Genomic DNA, 19,427 nt, shown 5'->3' with positions numbered 1-19,427 from the left:
CTATGGTGACCAATCCGGGAACGAGTCTGCGGAATCGTCGTCGGTATGGCATCTGAATTCCTTCCCGCTGGCGATGATGAATCGACCGTCCGGGGCTGTCGCGAACGAATTCGGCGACCACTCGCCACGGACCTGACACTAGAGGATGTCCCGGGCCGGTAAAACGTGCTTCTCTGACGTTGCCGGGGTTCGCGCCGGTGAAGCGGGCGCGCCGTACGGAATTCCGCGGGTGTGCGGACGGGGCAGTCTCGGAGAAGTCCGCGCACGGCCGGGCTGCGAAACTCGGGTGAGATCGGCTCCTTCGAATCCCCGTCTGGCGAGGTTCAATCCATGGTGCACACGTATGACGTGATAGTCGTCGGGTCCGGCTCCGCGGGAGCCGCGATCGCGACCCGGTTGAGCGAGGACCCGGGCCGTTCCGTCCTCCTCGTCGAGGCCGGCCCGGACTTTCCCGATCCGGCCGACATTCCGGCCGACATCACCGACGGCAACGCGATGTCGCTGAGCTCCCACGACTGGCGGTTCGGTGCGGAGATCATGGACGGCCGGCGGATCATCTTCCCGCGCGGGAGGATCACCGGCGGCTCGTCCGCGGTCGGCGCGACCATCGCGCTGCGCGGCGTCCCGGAGAACTTCGACCACTGGGCGGCGGACAACCCGGCGTGGTCCTACGACCAGGTCCTGCCGTTCTACCGGCGGCTGGAGGACGACCTCGACTTCGAGGACCGCTACCACGGCAAGGGCGGCCCGGTGCCGATCCGCCGCTTCCGGCCCGACGAGCTGACGCCCATGCAGGCCGCCTTCACCGAGGCCAGCCTGGAGGCCGGCTTCCCCGAGGTCGCCGACCACAACCACCCCGAGGCGACGGGCATCGGCCCGATGCCGTCCACCCGCCGCGACCCCCGCTACCGCGTCTCCACCGCGATGGCGTACCTCACCCCCGCGGTCCGCTCCCGCCCCAACCTGACCGTGCTCGGCGGCACCCTGGTGCACGAGGTGCTGTTCGACGGCGACCGCGCCGCCGGCGTGCTGGCCTCGGTCGACGGCCGGGTGCCGGAGGAGCTCCGGGCGCGCACCGTGGTGCTCTCCGCCGGCGCCGTCAACTCCCCGACGCTGCTGATGCGTTCGGGCATCGGCCCGGCGCAGGACCTGACCCGGCTCGGCATCGGCGTGCGGCTCGACCGGCCCGGCGTCGGCGCCCACCTGATGGACCACCCGCGCACCGGCGTCTTCCTGCGGCCCAAGAACGGCGAGGTGGACGCCGCCGTACCGTTCCTGCAGTCGATGGTGCGCACCACCGCCAAGGGCTCCACCGCCTTCAACGACATGCAGTACTACATGGTCAACCACTTCGACCTGACGCTCTTCCCCGAGCTCCAGAGGCTGGCCGGCGCGTCGATGATCTTCGGCGTGATGGTGGTCGACCAGCAGCCGGAGTCGGTGGGGCGGTTGCGGCTCACCTCCACGGACCCGGCGGCCGGGCCCGACATCCGGCTGGACTTCCTCTCCACCGAGCGGGACCTGGAGAAGATGGTCCAGGGCGTCCGCACCTGCTGGGAACTGGCCAACCACCCCGGGATCGCCTCCCGGGGCGACGGCTTCATCGTGCTGAGCGACCGGCTCGTCGAGAAGGACGCGATGGTCGAGCAGTACGTCAGGACCAGCCTGGACAGCGGCTACCACCCGGTCGGCACGGCCCGGATGGGCGCCGCCGACGACGAGGGCGCGGTCGTGGACGAGCGGCTGCGGGTGCACGGCGTGGAGGGCCTGTACGTGGCCGACGCCTCCATCATGCCGAGCATCGTCAACTGCAACACCAACCTCACCTCGATCATGATCGGCGAGCGGCTGGCGGACTGGCTGCGCGCCGGCTGACCCGCCCCCGTCCGGCCGGACGGCCGCCCCGGTGCCCCGCGCACCAGGGCGGCCGTCGGCATGTCCGGGCGCGGCCCTGGCCGGGCCCGGCCAGGGCAATCTGGGAGACGAGAAGTCCGCGCAATTCCTGCCACCATGGGGAAACCCCACGCCGTGCCCGACGGGCGGGAATTCCACGCATTCATCCCGGTATTCGGAAAGGCCCGCGGGGGCGGCCCGTACCGTCGAAAGGGAAGGCGATTACCCATGACCGATCCGAATGTGCTGAGCACCGTTCGCGTCCCGCTGATCGAGGAGGCCGAGGCGGAGGGCCGGACGAAGGAGCTGTACGACGCGATCAAGTCGCGGATGGGCATCCCCTTCGTGCCGGACATGTTCCGGCTGGTCTCCAGCCGCCCCGACCTGCTGGAGGTCGTGATCGCCGGCTACGGCGGGGTGTTCAACGACGGGGTGCTGCCGCGCGCGACCCGCGAGATGATCTCCGCCTGGAGCTCGAAGGTCAACGGCTGCCCGTACTGCGTCGGCACCCACAACTGGTTCCTGGCCCAGTTCGGCGGCCCGCAGGAGCTGACCGACGCCATCGAGAGCGCCCCCTCGGTGGAGGAGCTGCCGATCGACGAGCGCACCAAGGTGCTGATGCGCCTGGTCACCAAGGTCGGCACCGGCGCCTTCCGGATCACCGACGAGGACTGGGCGGCGACCGAGGCGGCCGGCTGGAACAACGCGGAGATGCTGGAGGCGGTGTTCACCGCCTCCCTGTTCGCCTTCATCAACCGCCTGGTGGACGGCCTGGGCCTGGGCAACTCGGTGGCCCGCAGCCGGATCGCCTCGCAGCCGGAGGACGCCACCGTCTCCGAGGAGCGTCTGGCGGAGGGCAGGTGAGCGGCGCCTCGCGCGCGGTCCTGCTGACCGGCGCCTCCTCCAGCACCGGGATGTCCTCCGGCACCGGGCGGGCGGCCGCGCTGCGGCTGCACCGGGCCGGCCTGCCGGTGTACGCCACCGCGCGGCGGCCCGAGGCACTGGCCGACCTGGCCGCCGAGGGCATCCGGGTGCTGCACCTGGACGTCAACGACGAGGAGTCGATGGCGGCCGCGGTGGAGAAGATCGCCGCCGAGCACGGCTCGGTCGGCACCCTGATCAACAACGCGGCGTACAGCCTCAACGGCACCATCGGCGAGACCCCGCTCGACGAGGTGCGCCGGCAGTTCGAGACCAACCTGTTCGGGCTGTGCCGGCTGACCCAGCTGGTGCTGCCCGGGATGCGGGCGCAGGGCGGCGGACGGGTCGTCATGATGTCGTCCATCTTCGGCCAGTTCGCCACCCCCGGGCGCGGCTACTACCAGGCCACCAAGCACGCCCTGGAGGCCGTCAGCGACTCGCTGCGGCTGGAGGTGGCCAGGGACGGCATCAAGGTGGTGCTGATCGAGCCGTCCCCGGTGCTCGGCGGATTCGTGCCGATGTCGGTCGCCGACCTGGGGATGTCCGGACAGGAGCGCAACGGCCTGTACGACGACTTCTGGCGGTACTTCGTCGACTGGCACGGCGCCTACCGGGAGACCGAGCACCCCACCGGCCGGGGCCGGATGGCGGTGCGCGCGGAGACCGTGGCCCGGGTCATCGAGAAGGCCGTCACCAGCGACAACCCGCGGATCCGGTACCGGATCGGGGTGCCGTCCCGGCTGCTGCCGCGGATGCGCTGGACCATCGGCGACGCGCTGTTCGAACGTTTCGTCCGGGCGTTCTTCCCGGTCCCCTAGGCCCTCTCCCCGAGAGGGTCCGGACGGCGGAGAAGCATCGGTCCCCCCGCCCCGGGGGTTTCCGGGGCGGGGGCACAGCGCAAGGAAGAAGAAGGAGCAGCCCGCTCCGAATGCCACGATCGGGTGAAGCATCGACGGAGACGTCGAGGGAGCCGAGGGGAGGACCCGCGGATGCCGGCGGATGACGAGGAACGGGCGCACCGCAGTGCTCCGGGTACCGCACCCGGAGCGCGCCCGTGAGCGGCAGGCGGCGGCTCGTCCAGGCGCCGCTCAGAGGACTGTCCCTGCTCCAGGTCCGGCACGTCTCGACCGTGTCGTACGGCGAGGCCGCCGGCGACACGGCCCGGGTCTACCGGGAGCTGGAACGGGACTTCGGGGTGCTGGCCCCGCCGGTGGCGCTGCACGCGCCGGTGCCGGAACTGCTCGCCGCGTGCTGGATCACGCTGCGCGAGACGATGCTGGCCGAGGGGCGCGCCCCGCGCACCGCCAAGGAGGCGGTGGCGGCGGCCGTCTCGGCGGCCAACCAGTGCCCGTTCTGCATCACCGTGCACAGCACCATGCTCGACTCGCTGTCCCTCCGGCCGGTCTCGGGCCGGAGGGCCGGCCGGTCCGGTCCGGCGGCCGGGCAACCGGCCGGAGGGCCCACGGCCGAGGAACTGAGGGCGTGGATCACCACGGCGGGCGAACCGCCGTTCCCGCCGGAGCTCCTCCCGGAACTGGCCGGGACGGCGCTGTGCCTGCAGTACCTCAACCGGGTGGTCAACATCTTCCTCGGCCCGGACCCGCTGCCGCCCAACGCCCCGGCCCAGGCGCTCGGCCCGGTGCTCCGGGTGCTGACCGGCCTGATGCGCGGGTCCGTCCGGAGCACGGCCGCGCCGGGCGCCTCGCTGTCCCTGCTGCCCCTTGCGCCGCTGCCGCCGGACCTGGAGTGGGCGGCGGCCGATCCGCGGATCGCCGACGCCCTGGCCCGCGCCACGGCGGCCGTCGACCGGGTCGGCGCCGACCTGGTGCCCGAGCCGGTCAGGGCGGTGGTGGCCGCCGAGGTCGCCCGCTGGGACGGCGCCGACCCCGGCCTCGGCCGGGCCTGGCTGGACGCCCCGCTGACCGGACTGCCCGCGGGCGAACGCCCGGTGGGCGAACTCGCGCTGCTCACCGCGCTGGCCTCCTACCGGGTCGACGAGCGGGTCGTCGCCGCCGCCCGGCAGGCCGGCGCGGGCGACCGGGAGATCCTCGCCGCCAGTTCCTGGGCCGCGCTGCTGGCGGCCCGCCGGCGCGTCCGTCACCTGCTTTTCCACGACTGAACCCCGACGCCCGAACCCCGACGCCCGAATCCGGACCACCGAATCCCGACGCCTGCCCCTAGGCCCCGTTCCTCATTATCTCCGCGCACCGAACAACGCCGTGCAATCGATGGCCAGATATCCCCCCGGAAAGCCACCAATTCATCGGACGAGGTTGGAGAGACGAAATGCAGATCGCTGTTGAACGCGCGATAGCGACGATGTGGGACCGGTACGAGGAACCACTCTCGCTCGACGAGATCGCGAACACGGCGATCCTCAGCAAATTCTACTTCTCCCGAGTGTTCCGCAATCTCACCGGCACCTCCCCCGGGCGATTCCTCTCCGCCGTCCGGTTGCACCAGGCGAAAACCATGCTGCTGGAGACGGATCTCAGCGTCACCGAAATCTCCTACCGCGTCGGATACAACAGTCTCGGCACCTTCACCAGCCGTTTCACCCGCAGCGTCAGCCTCTCCCCCGCGCGCTACCGGGCGCTGGCCAGAGCGGGCCTGCCCGAACGGGGCGGGCTCGGCGGCAGCGGCGCGGCGGCGCACTCCGACGGTATCCGGCGCACCTGTACGGTGACCGGCAGCATCCAGTCGCCGGAAACAGGCCAGTCCGTGCGGATCTACATCGGCGCGTTCCGCGAGCCCATCGTGCAGGGCAGCCCGGTCGCCTGCGAGATCCTCGACGGGCCCGGCCCGTTCACGCTGCGCGTCCCCGAGGGCATCTGGTTCATCCGGGCGGCCGTGTGCGCCGCCAGCGACTTCCCGGCGCCGCCCTGGGAGCGGCGGCCGCTGCTGGTCGCCTCGGGCCCCGAACTCTGCGTGCGCCACGGCCACGACAACCCGCCCGTCAAACTGGCGGCCCGCCCGCTCACCCCGCTCGACCTGCCGATCCTGCTGGCACTGCCGGAGCTCGACTCCCTGCCGCGGCCCGTCCCCGAGGCCGCCGCCCCGGTGCGGGTGCCCGCCCTGACCGGGACGTGAGGGGGCGCCGCAGGGCGAACGGGCGGGACCGCTGACCGCGGTCCCGCCCGTTCGCCGTGCGGTGCGCCGTTCCCGGTGCGCCGTTCCCGGTGCGCCGTTCCCGGTGCGCCGTTCCCGACCTGCCGCCCCCGTGTGCCGCCCCCGTGTGCCGCGCGCCCGCTCAGCGCCCGGCGAACGGCTCCACCTCGGCCGCGGGCGGCGCGAACGGGCCCCAGGCGAACGCCTCCGCCCACCTCCCGGCCGGCCCCCCGGACCACTCCAGGCCCTCGATCTGCGGCCGGGTGCGCCGGCCGCTCAGCGAGCGGAACACGTCCACCGCCGCCCCGCGCACGGTCCCGGCGGGCTCGCCCTCGCCCACCACCCAGGAGCGCTCCGGGGTCTCGATCCGCAGCGCCGGCAGGCCGCCGCCGTGCACCGCCAGGCCGAAGCCCATGGTGGTCAGGTCCAGCGCGCCGTCGAACGCGGGATGGGCGGTCGGCTCGACCGGCACGTCCAGCCCCTGCCGCAGGTCCAGCTCGTGCGAGAACGCGTCGAGCAGCAGGATCCGCCGGCGCAGCTCCGGCGTGCGGTCCAGGGCCTCCGGCAGCGCGTCGTCCAGCCCCGCCCAGCGCTCCAGCAGCCCGGCCGCCGGGACGTCGTCCAGCGGGACCAGGTCGATCTGGTTGTCCTCCAGGGCGACGAAGGACTCGCAGATGTGCACCAGGTGCCCGACCAGGTCCCGCACGCTCCAGTCCGGACACGCGGGCACGCCGACGGCGGCCGGGTCCGGCAGCCCGGCCACCAGGGCGCTGATCGCCTCCCTGCTGCGCCGGTAGGCCAGGAGCTGCTCGGCCGGGTCGTGCTGGGTCTGCGCCGCTGTCACGGTCTCTCCTCGGGTTCGCGGGCGCCGGTCGGCGCCGCCGTCATGATGCGGTCCGCTCGGCCGCGGCGCCGGCCTGGCGCCGCGTCAGCAGACCGGTCCGGTAAAGCCAGTGGACGGTGTCGGCCATCGTCTCCTCGACCGGCCGGGGCTCTGGGGCGCCGGCCGTGGCCTCCGCCGCGACCGGCACCGCGTGGACGCAGGTGTAGGCCGCGCCGTACTCGGCCGGGATGTGCCAGGCCCACCAGCGCTGCACGGCGTCGGCGAGCCGGGCCGCCGGCAGCATGGCCCGGCCGGGCAGCCGGGCGGCGGGCAGGGCGCGGCCGGTGGCCGTCCGCAGGGCCGCCAGGTAGTCGTCGGTGCCGAGGTAGCGGTTGGGGGTGAAGATCCGGTCCCGGGTGTCCGGCGCCGGAGCGGTGGCGAGGCCGGCCAGTGCCGCGGCGGTGTCCCGGACGTCGCCGAGCGGGAAGCCGCCGGTGGGCCAGAGCGGCATCAGGCCGCGCAGCGCGTCGCGCAGCCGTCCGGTCTGGTCGCCGACCCGGGGGTCGTGCGGGCCGAGCAGGGCGGGCGGGTAGACGATGCGGACCGGGGCGCCCTCGTCCTGGAGCAGCCGGGCGGCCCGCTCGCAGGCCGCCTTGCTGGCCAGGTAGGGCTCCGCCGGCCGCCCCACGGCGCTGCCGGCGTGCAACTCCGGTTCGGCGCTGGGGATCAGCGCGCCGACGGTCGACACGTGCACCACCGTCCCGGCGCCGGAGCGCACCGCGGCGCGCAGCACGGTCTCGGTGCCCAGCACATTGGTGCGGACGATGTCGTCGCGGCGCCTGCGGTCGAAGGAGTACACCGACCCGAGGTGGACCACCGCGTCGGCGCCCGCGCAGAGCCGGTCCGCCGCGGCCGCGTCGGTGACGTCGCCGACGACGGTCCGCACCGCGTCCGGGCGCAGACCGAGCGGGCCGAGCGCGGGCGCCACCCGCGCCGGGTCGCGCACCAGCAGCCGCACCCGGGCTCCCGCGGCCAGCAGCGCGGCGACGGTGTGCGAGCCGAGGAAGCCGGTGCCCCCGGTCACGGCGACCAGCCCGGCGGGCCGTCCGGCGGCGGTCACGGCGCGACCGCCGGCGCGTCGGGGGCGGGCGGGCGGCGGGCGGCGGCGTCCACCTCGACGTCCTTGGCGAAGGAGGCCATCAGCACGGGGACCGCCTCGGCCTGGAAGTCGACCTCGGAGTCGAACTCCTTGATCATGCCCTCCAGCACCAGCAGCGACAGCAGCGGGAAGGCGAACTCGGCTGCGGCGAAGACCCCGAAGTCCCGCTGGAGCTTGAACAGCCGGGGCGCGAAGGCGCCGAGCTCGAAGTCCTTGGACAGCGCCCCGGCGACCTCGTCCACCAGGTCCGTGACGGCGGTCCGGAAGCCCTCGCGGTCGAGGTCCGCGGGCAGCCGCGCGGCGCTCTCCAGGACGATGTCGGCGCACTTCGGGCCGTTGCCCTGCGCCATGTTGAGGAAGAAGCCGGCGAAGGAGCGCCGGACTGGGTCGGGCAGCCGCACCACGAACCCGGCGTCGAGGACCACCACCCGGCCGGCGTCGTCCAGGCAGAGGTTGCCGGGGTGCAGGTCGCAGTGGACCAGGCCGTCGACGAAGAGCATCCGGTAGACGGCCCGCAGCACGTCGCGGACCACCTCCTGGCGGCGCTCCACGGTCATGCCCAGCGGCCGGAAGCGGCCGAGGCCGGAGATGAACTCCATGGTGAGCACCGTCGGCCCGGACAGGGCGTCGACCGGCGCCGGGATTCGCAGGTCGGTGTGGCCGCCGAGGTTGGTGCGCAGCAGGAGCAGCGAGTCGCGCTCGGCGGTGAAGTCGAGCTGGTGCAGCACGGCGCCGCCGAGCTGGCCGATCATCTCCTCGGCGGGAAGGTCCCGCATGCCCGGCAGCACCCGCCCGGCGCGGGCGCCGAGCAGGGCCAGCCGCAGATCGGCCTCCAGTACCGGGCGGATGCCGTGGCGCTGCACCTTGACGGCGACCTCGGTGCCGTCGGCCAGCCTGGCGCGGTGGACGCTGGCGATGCTGCCGCAGGCCACCGGCTCCCACTCGAACTCGGCGAAGGCGTCGGTGAGTCCGGCCTCGGCGAGGGTGCGGGCGACCGCGGCGCGGCGCGGCGGGCGCACCTCGTCGGCCAGTTCGGCGAGCGCGTCGCACCACTGCTCGGGGAGCAGGTCGCGGCGGGTGCTGACCAGCTGCCCGGCCTTGACGAAGAACGGGCCCAGCGCGGTCAGCAGCCGCGGTGCCCGGTCCGCCAGCCGGGCCCGGCCGCCGCGGGTGGCCAGCCGCGGCAGGGCGGCGACCAGGTGTCCGGTGACGATCGAGGCGGCGGCACAGGCCCGTCCGGCCAGCAGCCACCGACTCGTCCGTTGTTCTGCCACGACGCCTCCAGTTTCCCTCGTGACGGGTGGGCCGATGCGGCCCGAGAGCGAGGTAACCAGCCGCCAAGTGGGCGATCTATACTTGATATTGCCCAATGCGGCCGCGGCCCCCGCCGGGCGGGCCGAGGTAGGTCTGGGCGATGTCCAGCCACTGGTCGGCCGCCGTGCCGACGGCGGCCAGCGCGAGGTCGTCGCGGTGCCGGCGGCGGGTGACGAGCAGGCAGAAGTCGGCGGCCGGGCCGTGGATCCGCTGCTCGGCCTCCTCGGGCCCGAAGGCCCAGGAGACGCCGGACGGGCCGGTCAGCTCGAACCGGAACGGCTCGGCGGGCGGCTCCAGCCCGCGGGCCTGGTAGGCGAGGTCGCGGGTCCTGGTGCCGAGGAAGGCGATGTGGCCGATCCGGTCGGTGAACACGTACGGAACGCCCAGCGCCTCGTGGATGTCCTGGCCGTGCGCGAAGACCTCCATCAACGCCACCGCGGCGAGCACGCTGGCCGGCAGCGGACCGGCCAGCCACGGCACCGGCTCGCGCCGGGGCACGCCGGCGAGCGCCTGTTCGGCGGCGGCCCGCCGCGCGGCCCAGCGGCGCAGCAGTTCGGGGACGGGCTCGGCGAGCCCTTCGGCGAGCCGGGTCGCCATGCCGGTCTCGAAGTCCTTCCGGACGGGCGCGGTCTCGGCCTCGAACGCGGCGGGGTCGCGCACCCCGAGGTCGACCAGGTGGCTGACCAGCGCCAGGTGCGCCACCTGGTGCCGCACCGTCCAGCCCGCGGCCGGGGTCGGCGCGGACCACTGGCCGGGCGGAAGGTCCGCCACCAGCCGGGCGAGTTCGGTCCCTTCCGTCGCCAGGTCGGCGCAGACGTCCTGCATTGCCTTCATGTGGCGATTCCCTTCCCTGTCGAGGCACTCTTAATCCGGTCCCGCGACAATTTTCCGGAAGCTGCCACCGGAGCGCTTCTCCGCACGTGCCTGGCGTATACGACACCGGACATTCGTGGACGTATAGGTCGCCGCCGCCGAAGGCCGACTTTCGACGCTCCGCGCACACCGCAATCCAGAAGGTGCGAAAGTCACCCGACCGCAAAACGATGTGTCTGCGCCAAACCCGGCCGGGGCGACTCCCGGCCGGTGCCGACGAGCACCGGGAGCATCACGCCAGATGAGGGACCCACCAGGCAGTTGAGTCCACGCTGCGGCCACCCCGCACGGACCCGGGCAGCACCGGGCGGAGCGGCCGCCGGCCCGCGTACCCACGAAGACCCGGCGAGATCACAGATACCGACGAGCACAGGTGGGGGATATCCGGATGCCTATTGCGGCGGCGATAGAGCGCAGTATAGACACGATGTGGCAGCACTACGCGGATCCGCTTTCCCTTGAACAGCTGGCCGGCACGGCCTCCTACAGCAAATTCCACTACACCCGGATATTCAATCAGCTGACCGGCACCTCACCCGGCCGGTTCCTCACCGCCATCCGGCTCTTCATGGCCAAGCGCCACCTGCTGGAAACCCAGGCCAGCGTCACCGACATCACCTTCCGGGTGGGCTACAACAGCCTGGGCACCTTCACCAGCCGTTTCACCCGCAGCGTCGGCGTCTCCCCGACCCGCTACCGCTCCCTGGCCCAGGACGACGACCTCCCCCCGCTCACCCTGCCCGCCGCCGGCACCCGCCACGGCCTGTCCACCGTCACCGGCCGGCTCTGGTTCCCCTCCGACGTCGGGCCGGTCCGGGTCTACGTCGGCGCGTTCAACACCCCGATCGTGGAGGGCTACCCGCAGGCCTGCGACATCCTGGACGAGCCCCGCCCGTTCCGCCTCGACGTCCCCGACGGCCTGTGGTTCATCCGTGCCACCGCCGTCGCCATGGACGACGACTGTCCGGTGCCGCACATCCGTCCGCCCAGACTCGTGGGCTCGGGCTGGGCGGTGCGCGCCCGCGGCGGCCGCGCCTACAGCACCGACGTCCAGCTCCGCGAGGTCACCCAGCTCGACCTCCCCATCCTCCTCGCCCTCCCCGAACTGGACCGCGCCCGCCGCAGCCCCAGGACGCCCCCGCCCCTCTCCCTCACCGACCAGCAGGTGCGATGCGCGATCACCACACCACTCGGGAAAGCCGGCTGACCTGCTGCCTGTCAGCGCTCTCCGCCCTCCCCGGCCGCCCCGACGCGACGTGCCCGGCCTGTGGAAGCCGCTCCCCGGAGCTGGTCCTCATCGGGCCCCGGGGCCTCGGGGCCGGGTCGGCCGTGCCCGGTGATGCGGTCGGTCAGCAGCCGGATCAACAAAAAGTGCCCGAGATGATTCGTGGCGAACGTGAGTTCACGGCCGTCACCGCCGAAGTCCTCGCGCCTCACGCGATAACTCCCGTGCCAATATGCCAGGATGACCATATGACTGCCTATGTGATCGCCGAGGCCGAGCACCTGAACACACCCGAGGTCATCGCCTACCGTGAGTTGGCGCGGGCCGCGGTACTCCAGTACGGCGGACGCTACCTCGCGCGCGGCGCCGTGCCCGTGGCGCTGGAGGGGGACTGGCCGGAGGCCAACCGGATGGTCGTCATGGAGTTCCCCAGCCTTGAGCGGGCGCGGAGTTGGTACTCCTCCCCCGAGTACGCCAAGGCCAGGGCGACCCGCTCGGACCTGAGCGGACGGCGCATCCTGCTGGTCCCGGGTCTCGACGAGACCGGCGCCTGACCCCTCGCCCCGCCCGGCGGGCCCCGTCGGCCACCCGCGTTTTGTAGGATGGCCGATCGTGGCACATTCTCAACTCGACGATGTAAAGCCGACTTTCATCACCTATCCGACCGGATCGTGCCGCGAGGAGGCCTCGGTTCTCGCGGTGCTGGAGACGCCCCGGGAGAACGGCCCGGCCGTGGTGGTCACCGATGTCAGCCCGTTCCACCCGCTGGACCCGCTCTGGCCCGACCAGCCGGCCGACCACGGCGAACTGACGTCCGGCGAACGGGTGTTCAGGGTGAGCGACACCGTCACGGTGGCCCGCCGGCCGGGCGGCCCGGTGATGGTGGGCAACGAGGTGGACGCCCGGCGGGACGAGCCGGACGTGCTGTTCGTGGTGGGCCAGGTGGTGGACGCGGCGGCGGCGGAGTTCCTGGCACCGGGCACCCGGGTCACCCTGGCGGTGGACGAGGCGCGCCGGCTGCGGCTGAGCGCCGCGCACACCGCCTGCCACCTGCTGGCCTACGCGCTCAACGAGGCCACCCACGGGCTCTGGCGCAAGGAGACCGGCGCCGACTCCCGCGGGCACCACGACTTCGACGCCGCCACCTGCGTCCTCACCCGCCATGACGAGGGCGGCAGCCTCGACCGCTACCGCCTCGGGAAGTCGCTGCGCAAGCGCGGCTTCGACGTCGCCCGGTTCCTGGACGAGCTGCCCGGGATCGTCGAGCGGACCAACGGGACCCTGGCGCACTGGATCACGACCGACGCACCGGTGCGGGTCGACTGCCTCGGACCCCGGCTGACCGACCGGCGGCAGTGGGTCTGCGAGACCCCCGGTGGGACGGCGCAGATGCCCTGCGGCGGCACGCACGTGGAACGGCTGGGGCAGATCGCCTCCATGACGGCGCAGGCCTCGTACGACGCCGACGACGGCATCCTGACCATCAGGAACGAGGTCCGCACGCACCGGGCCGCCCGGTAGCGGCGTCCCGCCTGTCCCGTCCCCTCGGTCCCGCCGCGCGGCGGGACCGAGGGGACGGGACAGGCGGGACGGGACCTGCGGCAGGGCCGACGGCGCGGATCAGCCGTAGAGCCCGGACAGCTCCATCTCCCGCAGGGCCCGGTAGTCGGCCTCCAGGTCCGCCGGGTCGTCGGCGTTGAGGTACACGGTGCCGGGACAGGTGGCCATGTCGACCGTCCGCGACAGCGGGCTGCCCCCGGGCCGGTTGACGGTCATCGAGGCGAACGACCCCAGTTCGCGCACGGGCGCCCAGCCCTCCCGCGTCGGGACGGTGCCCTCGCGCGGCGAGATCAGGTTGACGCAGCGCAGCCGGCTCTTCAGCTGGTAGGGGGCCTCTCCCACGGCGACGAAGCTCTCCGGATCGGCGATCGAGTGGGCGAGGCTGCCGACCTGGTCGGAGCCGACGCAGCGGTTCAGCAGCTCGGGCATCTGGCCGCCGCCGAGCCGCGCGCCGCATTCGATCAGCACCGGTCCGCGCTCGGTCAGCATGACCTCGGTGTGCCCGGCGCCGTTGCGGATGCCGAGCGCGTCCAGGACCGCGCGCACGTAGTCGACGAGCGGCTGCACCCCGGGCTCGTCGAGGGCGAGCAGGTCCTCGTAGTCGTAGATCGCGCGGCCGTCCACGAGGCGCTTGTGGTAGCGCCAGACCTCGACGATGCGGTGGACGCCGTCCCGGCTCACGCTGTTGACGTAGTGCTCCGTCCCGGCGAGGAACTCCTGCGCCAGGACGACCCGGTTGCGCTGGCCGTAGCGGTCCTCCGACGCCATGATCACGGTGTACGCGGCGGCGATCTCCTCGTCCGTGCGGCAGATGAAGACGTTGTCCGCCCCGGCGCTGAGCGAGGGCTTCAGGACGACCGGCCACCGTCCGTGCCCGGCGGCCCAGTCGGTGATGTCCGGGAGCACGGCGGAGGTCAGCGACCGCGCGGCCGGCAGCCCGGCCACCCGCACGGCCTCCTGCATGGCGAACTTGTCGCGCCGCGCCGTCGACCTGGCCGGGTCGTTGCCCGGGACGCCGAGGGCGGCGGAGAGTTCGTCGGCGAGCAGGACGCCGGACTCCGCCGCGGCGACCACCGAGTCCACGCCCAGCCCGCGCAGCACCCGGACGGTGTCCGCCAGGTCGCCGGTGTGCTCGATGTCGACCTCGAAGTCCTCGGGGCGGTAGGCCAGATGGGTGTCCGGGTGGGGCGATCGCACATGAACGAAGGACCGGCCGCGGAGCCTGAGGGCGGCCGGCAGCAGGCGTCCCGCGCCGAAGGCGTCGACGATGGCGGTGGTCATGTTCGGGCGCCTCCGGGCTCTTCACTTGCGAGTTGTTCGGTCGGTTCGGCCGGTTCGGTCGGTGCAACCGGTGCAACCGGTGCACCGGCGGCCTTCGCGGGCGCGCCCCTGCGCGCGCCGTCCCGGCGTCCGCGCGCCACCACCCCGAGCGCCACCAGCACCACCACGGCGATGACGCCGAAGAGGGTGAGGGCGGAGAACCGCAGCCGCCCGTCGGCGAGTTGCATCGCGAAGGCGAACAGCGGGGACAGGCACACCAGCAGGGAGGTGGTGATCGGCTCGGTGTGCCGGATGCCGACCTGAAGGACGTAGATCGGCAGGCCGACGCCGATCAGCGCGACGATGGCGCCGGGCAGGACGGCGGAGCCCAGGCCCGGGCTGCCGTCGAGCGCCACCAGCGCCCACGAGACGGCGATCATCAGCAGGAAGCGGGTGGCCAGCACGCTGCCCGTGTCGCAGCCCGCGTCGTTGAGGCGCTTCATGTAGATGATGTTGAGCGCCGAGCCGATCGCGCAGACCACGGTGAACACCAGGCCCAGCGTGGCCCGCCCGGTGGTCATGTCGCCCAGCCCGCTGAGGCCGCTGAAGGAGCCCCACAGCAGGACGGCGAGCAGGGCGCAGATGGCCAGCGCGACGGCGGTCTCGGTGGCCATCACGGTGCTGCTGCGCCGCAGCAGCGGTCCGGCGAGCGTCATGATCACCGGTCCGAGGGCCAGCCCGATGACGTTCACGATCGCGGGTTCCAGGTAGTCCAGGGCGTAGAAGGTCGACATCCAGGTGACGACGGTGGTGATGTTGATGGCGACGAGGTCGCGGCGGTGCGCCGTCAGGGCCCTCAGCCGGACCAGGCCGCCGCGCCGCCACTGGACGGCGGCGAAGAAAACAGCCGAAAGGGTGAAGGACACCGCCGCGATCGCGGCCGGGCCGGCCACCTGGAGGCGGTTTCCCGCGTAGACGTCCATCGCGGCGGTCAGTACGGCGTAACCGACCAGCGGAAGGATTCCCCGGCGCAGATCGGTCGCCGGGCTGTTGGACATGCCGTCGGCCACGAGGCCTCCCCCTGGGTCACCGGGCGGACGCGGCAGTGGCTCCCGAAGGCTCTCGGGAGCCACCACGATGCAGGCCGAATCGGCCTTGTCGCCGCCACGGTACATGAGTTGACGATGCGTTGACTTGCTGGTCCGGCATCCGGCGCCGGTGCCGCCACCTGCGGCGGGGCCCGGCGGTTCAGGCGGGCGCGCCCCGGTACCCGACGGCGATCCCGTGCTTGTCGAGGTACTCCAGCCAGCGGCGAACCGTCTCCGGCTCGCGCGCCGCCTGGTGCAGCCCGGGCGGCACCCGCCCGGCGACGGTGTCGAGGATCGCGCAGGCGAGCGGGACGGACACCAGCCGCGGGGTGGCCGCCTCCCGGTCGTCGCCGACCGCGTCGAGCACGTACTCGCCGCTCCAGGAGGCCCCGTCCGCGGTCTCGACCTCCAGCCGGACCGACATCACGACCCGGTCGTGGTCCGCCGCCGTGGTGGGGTAGCGGGCGGACAGCTCGGCGGCGAGCTCGGTGATCCGGGCGTCGTCACCGTCCACGATCTCGGCGAAGACCGGCTTCCACGCGTCGCGCCACCCCGCCAGGCGCAGCGTCCCGCGCACGAAGGTCTCCAGCCGCCAGGAGCCGGGGAAGTCGTAGGTGTCCACGAACGGGACGCTGTCCCGGTTGGGGTAGACCTCGAAGTCCTCCTCGCCCACCGTCCTGGTGGTCACCGCCTCCCAGGGACGGGCGACCGACCGCTCCTCGCCGTCCTCGATCAGTCGGGCGGGGCTGAGCAGCGCGGTCAGCACCCCGCGGGGGGCCCAACTGAAGCGGTACCGGAAGTCGTTGGCGACCGCCGGGTTGCTTCCGCAGTACGACGTGAAGCGCGCCGTCGCCGCCCGCCGCCCGGTCACCGCGAGCGCCTTGCGGACCAGCTCGTGGGCCAGCAGGTGGTCGATGCCCGGGTCGAGTCCGACCTCGGTGAGCAGCACGGTGCCACGGGCCCCGGCCGCCGCGGCCTGCTCCTGGATGCCGGGGCCGAGGTAGCTGGAACAGACGAAGTGCGCGCCGTGCTCGACGGCCAGGCGCGCCAGCGCCGGGTGCTCGGAGGCCGGGAGCATGGAGACGACGACGTCGCCCGCGGCGAGTTCGCCGGCCAGGGCGCCGAGGCCGAAGGCGCGGGTCTCGGCCGCGTGGGCGATCCCCAGTTCGGCCAGCCGGGCCTCGGCCTTCCCGGCGGTCCGGCCCCACAGGGTGGTCGGCGTCGCCTCGCAGACGAGCCCCAGCCCGCTGCCGGTGGACATGCCCGTCCCGATCCAGTGCACCCGCCCGCTCGGGGGTACCAGGTCAGCCATCGCTCCTCATTTCTCGAACTCTCGTCGGGCGTGGTGGAAGTGCCGCAGCGCGCGGTCCCAGACCGGCGCTCCGACGGGCAGGGCGGCGAGGTGCGGCAGCAGGTCGGCGGAGAAGGCCGAACTCGACTCCCGCGGCAGCAGCGAGGGCAGGTTGTCGATCGCGATGAGGTCCAGCGGCGCCGGCCCGGACTGCAGGCGCCGGACCGGCTCCCGCCAGTCGGTGACCCGGTCGTAGACCGGCAGGCGGTGGCAGTCGGAGGTGACGTCGCAGGTGACGTCGGAGACCACGGACAGCCGCCGGTCGGTGCGCTCCAGGTCGGCGGCGGTCAGGAACGGAGTGCCGGGCTCGGTCGCGAAGACGGTGTTGACCAGCAGGTCGTGGTCCAGCAGCGCCTCGCGGTCGAGCGTCCTGGTCTCGTCGACGTCCCACCGGGTGGTGGTCACCCCGGCCACCGCCAGGGCCTCGCACGCGCCCCGCCCGGAGCGGCCGAGCGCCCCGATCACCAGGGCGGTGGCACCGCCCTGGGAGGCGCCCAGCAGGGCGTCGAGTCCGGGGCGGGTGGACGCCTCCAGCGGAACGGCCAGTTCGCCGCGCCGGTGCAGTACCGCCAGGGCCGCGCCCAGGTAGCCGGCCCAGAATCCGAAGGCCGCGACCCTGCGCCCCTGCGCGTCCGTCAGGTACTCCAGGTCGAGCAGCGTGCCGCCGCCCTCGGCGAAGCGGCGCAGCAGCGCGGGGCCGCCCTGCTGGCCCTTGTAGGCGTGCCCGAAGAACACATGGTGGTGCGCCAGGGCGACGGCGGTCGCGGCCGGCTCCTTCAGGCCGAGGACGACGGTCTCCGGCGGGGCGCCGGGCCAGGTCTCGGCGGCGACGACCTGGCAGCCCGCGTCGGCGTACTCCTCCACCGGGAAGACCCGCTGCGGGGACTCCTCCACGGTCACCGACAGGCCCTGTTCGACCAGCCAGGCCGCGTCGGCGGGCACCAGCGGTGTGCGCTGCTCGTGGCCGTTGGCCTCGCCGCGCAGCCAAATCCCTTTACTGGACGTCATGTTCGGGAGGTTCTCCTTGCTGTTTCCGCTGTTCTCGCGAGCTCTCCGCACGGGCCGGCGAGGGGCTCGCTGGACGGGTCGGCCGATGAAGCCGGTGGATCAGTGGATCGGTCGGCTCGTCGAGGTGCCGGACAGGGCCGCCTGCCAGACCGGGACCGGCGGCGGGGCGTCCATGTGCTCGGGCACCGCGACATGGATCAGGGTAGGACCGTCCGAGTCGGCCGACTCCTTTGCCATGGCGGCGAGTTGGTCGAGTGTACGGGCGCGTGCGCCGGGCACGCCCATGCCCTGCCCGAGCAGCACCGGGTCGATGGGCCCCGGGTCCACCGCGAAGTAGCGGGCGCCGGCGTAGAGGTGCTGGATCATCTTGATCCAGCCCATGGAGGTGTTGTCCAGCACCACGTACGTCACCGGCAGGCCCAGCCGCTTGGCCGTCTCCAGCTCCCCCGTGCACATGGCGAGGCTGTTCTCGGTGGTCAGGCAGAGCACCCGCTGCCCGGGGTGGGCCACGGCGACCCCGATCGCGGCCGGCGCGGCGAAGCCCATCGGGCCGTGGCCGCGCGGGATGACCACCCGCCAGCCGTCGCCGGGCGCCTCCCAGTAGCAGGCCAGGTACGGGGTCGGGGTCCCGGCGTCCGCGGTGATCCAGGTACCGCGGCCGAACGCGTCGCGCAGCGCCCACACCACGTCCCGCGGGTACAGCACCCCGGGCGGCAGCTGCGGTGCCTGCTGGAGGTTCTTGGTCCACTGCTCGCGCAGCGCCGCCAGTTCGGCCGCGCGGGCGGTGCGGACGGCCCCGTCGGCGGCGGGCACGGCGGCGCGCAACTGCTCCAGCACGGTGGCGGCGTCGCCGACCAGGCCGATGCCGCCGGGGTAGTTGCGCGCGGCGCGCCCGGGGTCGGCCTCGATGTGCAGGATGCGCACGCCCTCGCGCGACGGCGCGGTGAAGCCGAGGGTGTCGGTGGCGTTGGCCCTGGTCCCGACGAACAGCACCAGGTCGCTGTCGGCGACGAAGCGGTTCGCGTAGTCCCGGGCGCCGTTGGCACCGACCACCCCGAGGGCCAGCGGCCCGGCCTCGTCCACGACGCCCTTGCCGTGGACGCTGGTGGCGACCGGCATCGCCAGGTGGTCGGAGAGCGCCGTCAACGCGCCTGCGGCGCCCGACAGATGGGCGCCGCCGCCCGCGACGACCACAGGGCGCCCGGCGGCCGCGAGCCAGGCCGCCGCGGCGGCCACCGCGGCGGCCGGGGCGGCGTCACGCCGGACCGGCACGGTGGCCGGCGTCGCCGGACGGTCGGGCCAGGCGTCCGCACTGCCCTCCAGGACGTCCTCGGGCAGGATGATGACCACCGGCCCCGGACGCCCCTGGGAGGCCACGGTGACGGCCTCCTCGACCAGTTGCGGGATCTCGGCCGGGTCCGAGGCCACCCGCCGCCACTTGGTGCAGGCGGCGAACAGCTGCTCCTGGTCGACCTCGCTGATCGGAGCGGTGCCGTGGCTGCGCCGGCTGTTGTCGGTGGCGATCGCCAGCAGGGGGATGCTGGAGGCGTAGGCCTCCGCGAGCCCGCTGGCCAGATAGACGGCCCCGGCCCCGCTGGAGGCCTCGCAGACCCCGAGCCTGCGGGTCGTACGGCTGTGGGCGTCGGCCATGAATCCGGTGTGCCGCTCATCCCGCGCCAATACGTGGCGGATTTCCCCGGACCTGCGGGAAAGGACGTCGTACAAGGCGATGCTGGTGTCCCCGGGGAATCCGAACACGGTGTCCACCCCGCGTTCCACCAGTGCCTCCACCAACATTTCAGCGCCGTTTCTCGTCATTCTCGATTCCGTTCCGTTCGGTTCCG

17 protein-coding genes are annotated in these 19,427 nt (G+C 73.3%); 8 read left to right on the top strand and 9 right to left on the bottom strand.

The features are described 5' to 3' along the window. Nucleotides 1-330: 330 nt before the first annotated feature. From ACFZBX_RS27480 to ACFZBX_RS27460, 5 genes are all read left to right on the top strand, one after another. Nucleotides 331-1,875 carry a GMC family oxidoreductase gene (locus ACFZBX_RS27480; protein WP_391536457.1) on the top strand — a complete coding sequence of 515 codons (1,545 nt, stop codon included), beginning with the start codon at nt 331-333 and terminating at the stop codon, nt 1,873-1,875. A gap of 246 nt (nt 1,876-2,121) precedes the next feature. Further along, nucleotides 2,122-2,757: a carboxymuconolactone decarboxylase family protein gene (locus tag ACFZBX_RS27475; RefSeq protein ID WP_391536456.1), complete on the top strand. Its 636-nt coding sequence runs from the start codon at nt 2,122-2,124 to the stop codon at nt 2,755-2,757. After that, entirely contained in the window at nt 2,754-3,632 is an 879-nt protein-coding gene (locus ACFZBX_RS27470; protein ID WP_391536455.1) for an SDR family NAD(P)-dependent oxidoreductase, read from the top strand. Before ACFZBX_RS27475 ends, ACFZBX_RS27470 begins: the two co-directional genes overlap by 4 nt. A gap of 236 nt (nt 3,633-3,868) precedes the next feature. Beyond that, a complete protein-coding gene (locus ACFZBX_RS27465; RefSeq protein ID WP_391536454.1) occupies nt 3,869-4,933 on the top strand; it encodes a carboxymuconolactone decarboxylase family protein in 1,065 nt (354 codons plus the stop codon). A 167-nt stretch (nt 4,934-5,100) separates the two neighbouring features. Beyond that, complete coding sequence (locus tag ACFZBX_RS27460; RefSeq protein WP_391536453.1) at nt 5,101-5,904, top strand: helix-turn-helix transcriptional regulator; 804 nt, start codon at nt 5,101-5,103, stop codon at nt 5,902-5,904. 160 nt (nt 5,905-6,064) lie between these two features. Here the strand turns inward: ACFZBX_RS27460 and ACFZBX_RS27455 are convergent, their stop codons facing one another. The 4 genes from ACFZBX_RS27455 to ACFZBX_RS27440 all read right to left on the bottom strand — a co-directional run bounded on the left by ACFZBX_RS27455 (nt 6,065) and on the right by ACFZBX_RS27440 (nt 10,052). Then, nucleotides 6,065-6,766 carry a maleylpyruvate isomerase family mycothiol-dependent enzyme gene (locus tag ACFZBX_RS27455; protein ID WP_391536452.1) on the bottom strand — a complete coding sequence of 234 codons (702 nt, stop codon included), beginning with the start codon at nt 6,764-6,766 and terminating at the stop codon, nt 6,065-6,067. Between the two features lie 40 nt (nt 6,767-6,806). Beyond that, nucleotides 6,807-7,865 (bottom strand): SDR family NAD(P)-dependent oxidoreductase, encoded by a 1,059-nt coding sequence (locus ACFZBX_RS27450; protein WP_391536451.1) that lies wholly within the window; start codon nt 7,863-7,865, stop codon nt 6,807-6,809. Continuing rightward, the gene (locus ACFZBX_RS27445) at nt 7,862-9,178 is read right to left on the bottom strand and encodes an ABC1 kinase family protein (protein WP_391536450.1); all 1,317 of its coding nucleotides are present in this window, start codon (nt 9,176-9,178) and stop codon (nt 7,862-7,864) included. Before ACFZBX_RS27445 ends, ACFZBX_RS27450 begins: the two co-directional genes overlap by 4 nt. Nucleotides 9,179-9,254: 76 nt before the next feature. Then, nucleotides 9,255-10,052: a TIGR03084 family metal-binding protein gene (locus ACFZBX_RS27440; RefSeq protein ID WP_391536449.1), complete on the bottom strand. Its 798-nt coding sequence runs from the start codon at nt 10,050-10,052 to the stop codon at nt 9,255-9,257. 466 nt (nt 10,053-10,518) lie between these two features. On the opposite strand from ACFZBX_RS27440, the gene ACFZBX_RS27435 reads away from it, so the two are divergent. From ACFZBX_RS27435 to ACFZBX_RS27425, 3 genes are all read left to right on the top strand, one after another. Next, nucleotides 10,519-11,298: a helix-turn-helix transcriptional regulator gene (locus tag ACFZBX_RS27435; RefSeq protein WP_391536448.1), complete on the top strand. Its 780-nt coding sequence runs from the start codon at nt 10,519-10,521 to the stop codon at nt 11,296-11,298. Nucleotides 11,299-11,564: 266 nt separating this feature from the next. Further along, complete coding sequence (locus tag ACFZBX_RS27430) at nt 11,565-11,870, top strand: DUF1330 domain-containing protein (RefSeq protein ID WP_391536447.1); 306 nt, start codon at nt 11,565-11,567, stop codon at nt 11,868-11,870. A gap of 58 nt (nt 11,871-11,928) precedes the next feature. Beyond that, entirely contained in the window at nt 11,929-12,837 is a 909-nt protein-coding gene (locus tag ACFZBX_RS27425; RefSeq protein WP_391536446.1) for a metal-dependent hydrolase, read from the top strand. A 99-nt stretch (nt 12,838-12,936) separates the two neighbouring features. Here ACFZBX_RS27425 and ACFZBX_RS27420 read toward each other — a convergent pair whose 3' ends face one another. From ACFZBX_RS27420 to ACFZBX_RS27400, 5 genes are all read right to left on the bottom strand, one after another. Then, complete coding sequence (locus tag ACFZBX_RS27420; protein ID WP_391536445.1) at nt 12,937-14,157, bottom strand: ATP-grasp domain-containing protein; 1,221 nt, start codon at nt 14,155-14,157, stop codon at nt 12,937-12,939. Then, nucleotides 14,154-15,206, bottom strand: a complete 1,053-nt coding sequence (locus ACFZBX_RS27415; RefSeq protein ID WP_391536444.1) for an EamA family transporter — start codon at nt 15,204-15,206, stop codon at nt 14,154-14,156. The genes ACFZBX_RS27420 and ACFZBX_RS27415 overlap by 4 nt, the downstream gene beginning before the upstream one ends. 178 nt (nt 15,207-15,384) lie before the next feature. Continuing rightward, nucleotides 15,385-16,536, bottom strand: a complete 1,152-nt coding sequence (locus tag ACFZBX_RS27410; RefSeq protein WP_391536443.1) for a saccharopine dehydrogenase family protein — start codon at nt 16,534-16,536, stop codon at nt 15,385-15,387. Between the two features lie 6 nt (nt 16,537-16,542). Continuing rightward, nucleotides 16,543-17,583 carry a saccharopine dehydrogenase gene (locus ACFZBX_RS27405; protein WP_391536442.1) on the bottom strand — a complete coding sequence of 347 codons (1,041 nt, stop codon included), beginning with the start codon at nt 17,581-17,583 and terminating at the stop codon, nt 16,543-16,545. Nucleotides 17,584-17,682: 99 nt separating this feature from the next. After that, complete coding sequence (locus ACFZBX_RS27400; RefSeq protein WP_391536441.1) at nt 17,683-19,380, bottom strand: thiamine pyrophosphate-binding protein; 1,698 nt, start codon at nt 19,378-19,380, stop codon at nt 17,683-17,685. Nucleotides 19,381-19,427 lie beyond the last annotated feature (47 nt).

It is taken from the genome of Kitasatospora sp. NPDC008115, from assembly GCF_042957205.1.
Lineage (GTDB): Bacteria > Actinomycetota > Actinomycetes > Streptomycetales > Streptomycetaceae > Kitasatospora.
Note: the sequence above shows the minus strand (reverse complement) of the source record. Positions and strands in the feature narration are given on the sequence as shown.

What these genes read in the sequence shown, in the direction of transcription:
- ACFZBX_RS27480 (WP_391536457.1), top strand. Translation starts at nt 331, where the DNA reads ATGGTGCACACGTATGACGTGATAGTCGTCGGGTCCGGCTCCGCGGGA.
- ACFZBX_RS27475 (WP_391536456.1), top strand. Translation starts at nt 2,122, where the DNA reads ATGACCGATCCGAATGTGCTGAGCACCGTTCGCGTCCCGCTGATCGAG.
- ACFZBX_RS27460 (WP_391536453.1), top strand. Translation starts at nt 5,101, where the DNA reads ATGCAGATCGCTGTTGAACGCGCGATAGCGACGATGTGGGACCGGTAC.
- ACFZBX_RS27440 (WP_391536449.1), bottom strand. Translation starts at nt 10,052, where the DNA reads ATGAAGGCAATGCAGGACGTCTGCGCCGACCTGGCGACGGAAGGGACC.
- ACFZBX_RS27435 (WP_391536448.1), top strand. Translation starts at nt 10,519, where the DNA reads ATGTGGCAGCACTACGCGGATCCGCTTTCCCTTGAACAGCTGGCCGGC.
- ACFZBX_RS27430 (WP_391536447.1), top strand. Translation starts at nt 11,565, where the DNA reads ATGACTGCCTATGTGATCGCCGAGGCCGAGCACCTGAACACACCCGAG.
- ACFZBX_RS27420 (WP_391536445.1), bottom strand. Translation starts at nt 14,157, where the DNA reads ATGACCACCGCCATCGTCGACGCCTTCGGCGCGGGACGCCTGCTGCCG.
- ACFZBX_RS27410 (WP_391536443.1), bottom strand. Translation starts at nt 16,536, where the DNA reads ATGGCTGACCTGGTACCCCCGAGCGGGCGGGTGCACTGGATCGGGACG.
- ACFZBX_RS27405 (WP_391536442.1), bottom strand. Translation starts at nt 17,583, where the DNA reads ATGACGTCCAGTAAAGGGATTTGGCTGCGCGGCGAGGCCAACGGCCAC.
- ACFZBX_RS27400 (WP_391536441.1), bottom strand. Translation starts at nt 19,380, where the DNA reads ATGTTGGTGGAGGCACTGGTGGAACGCGGGGTGGACACCGTGTTCGGA.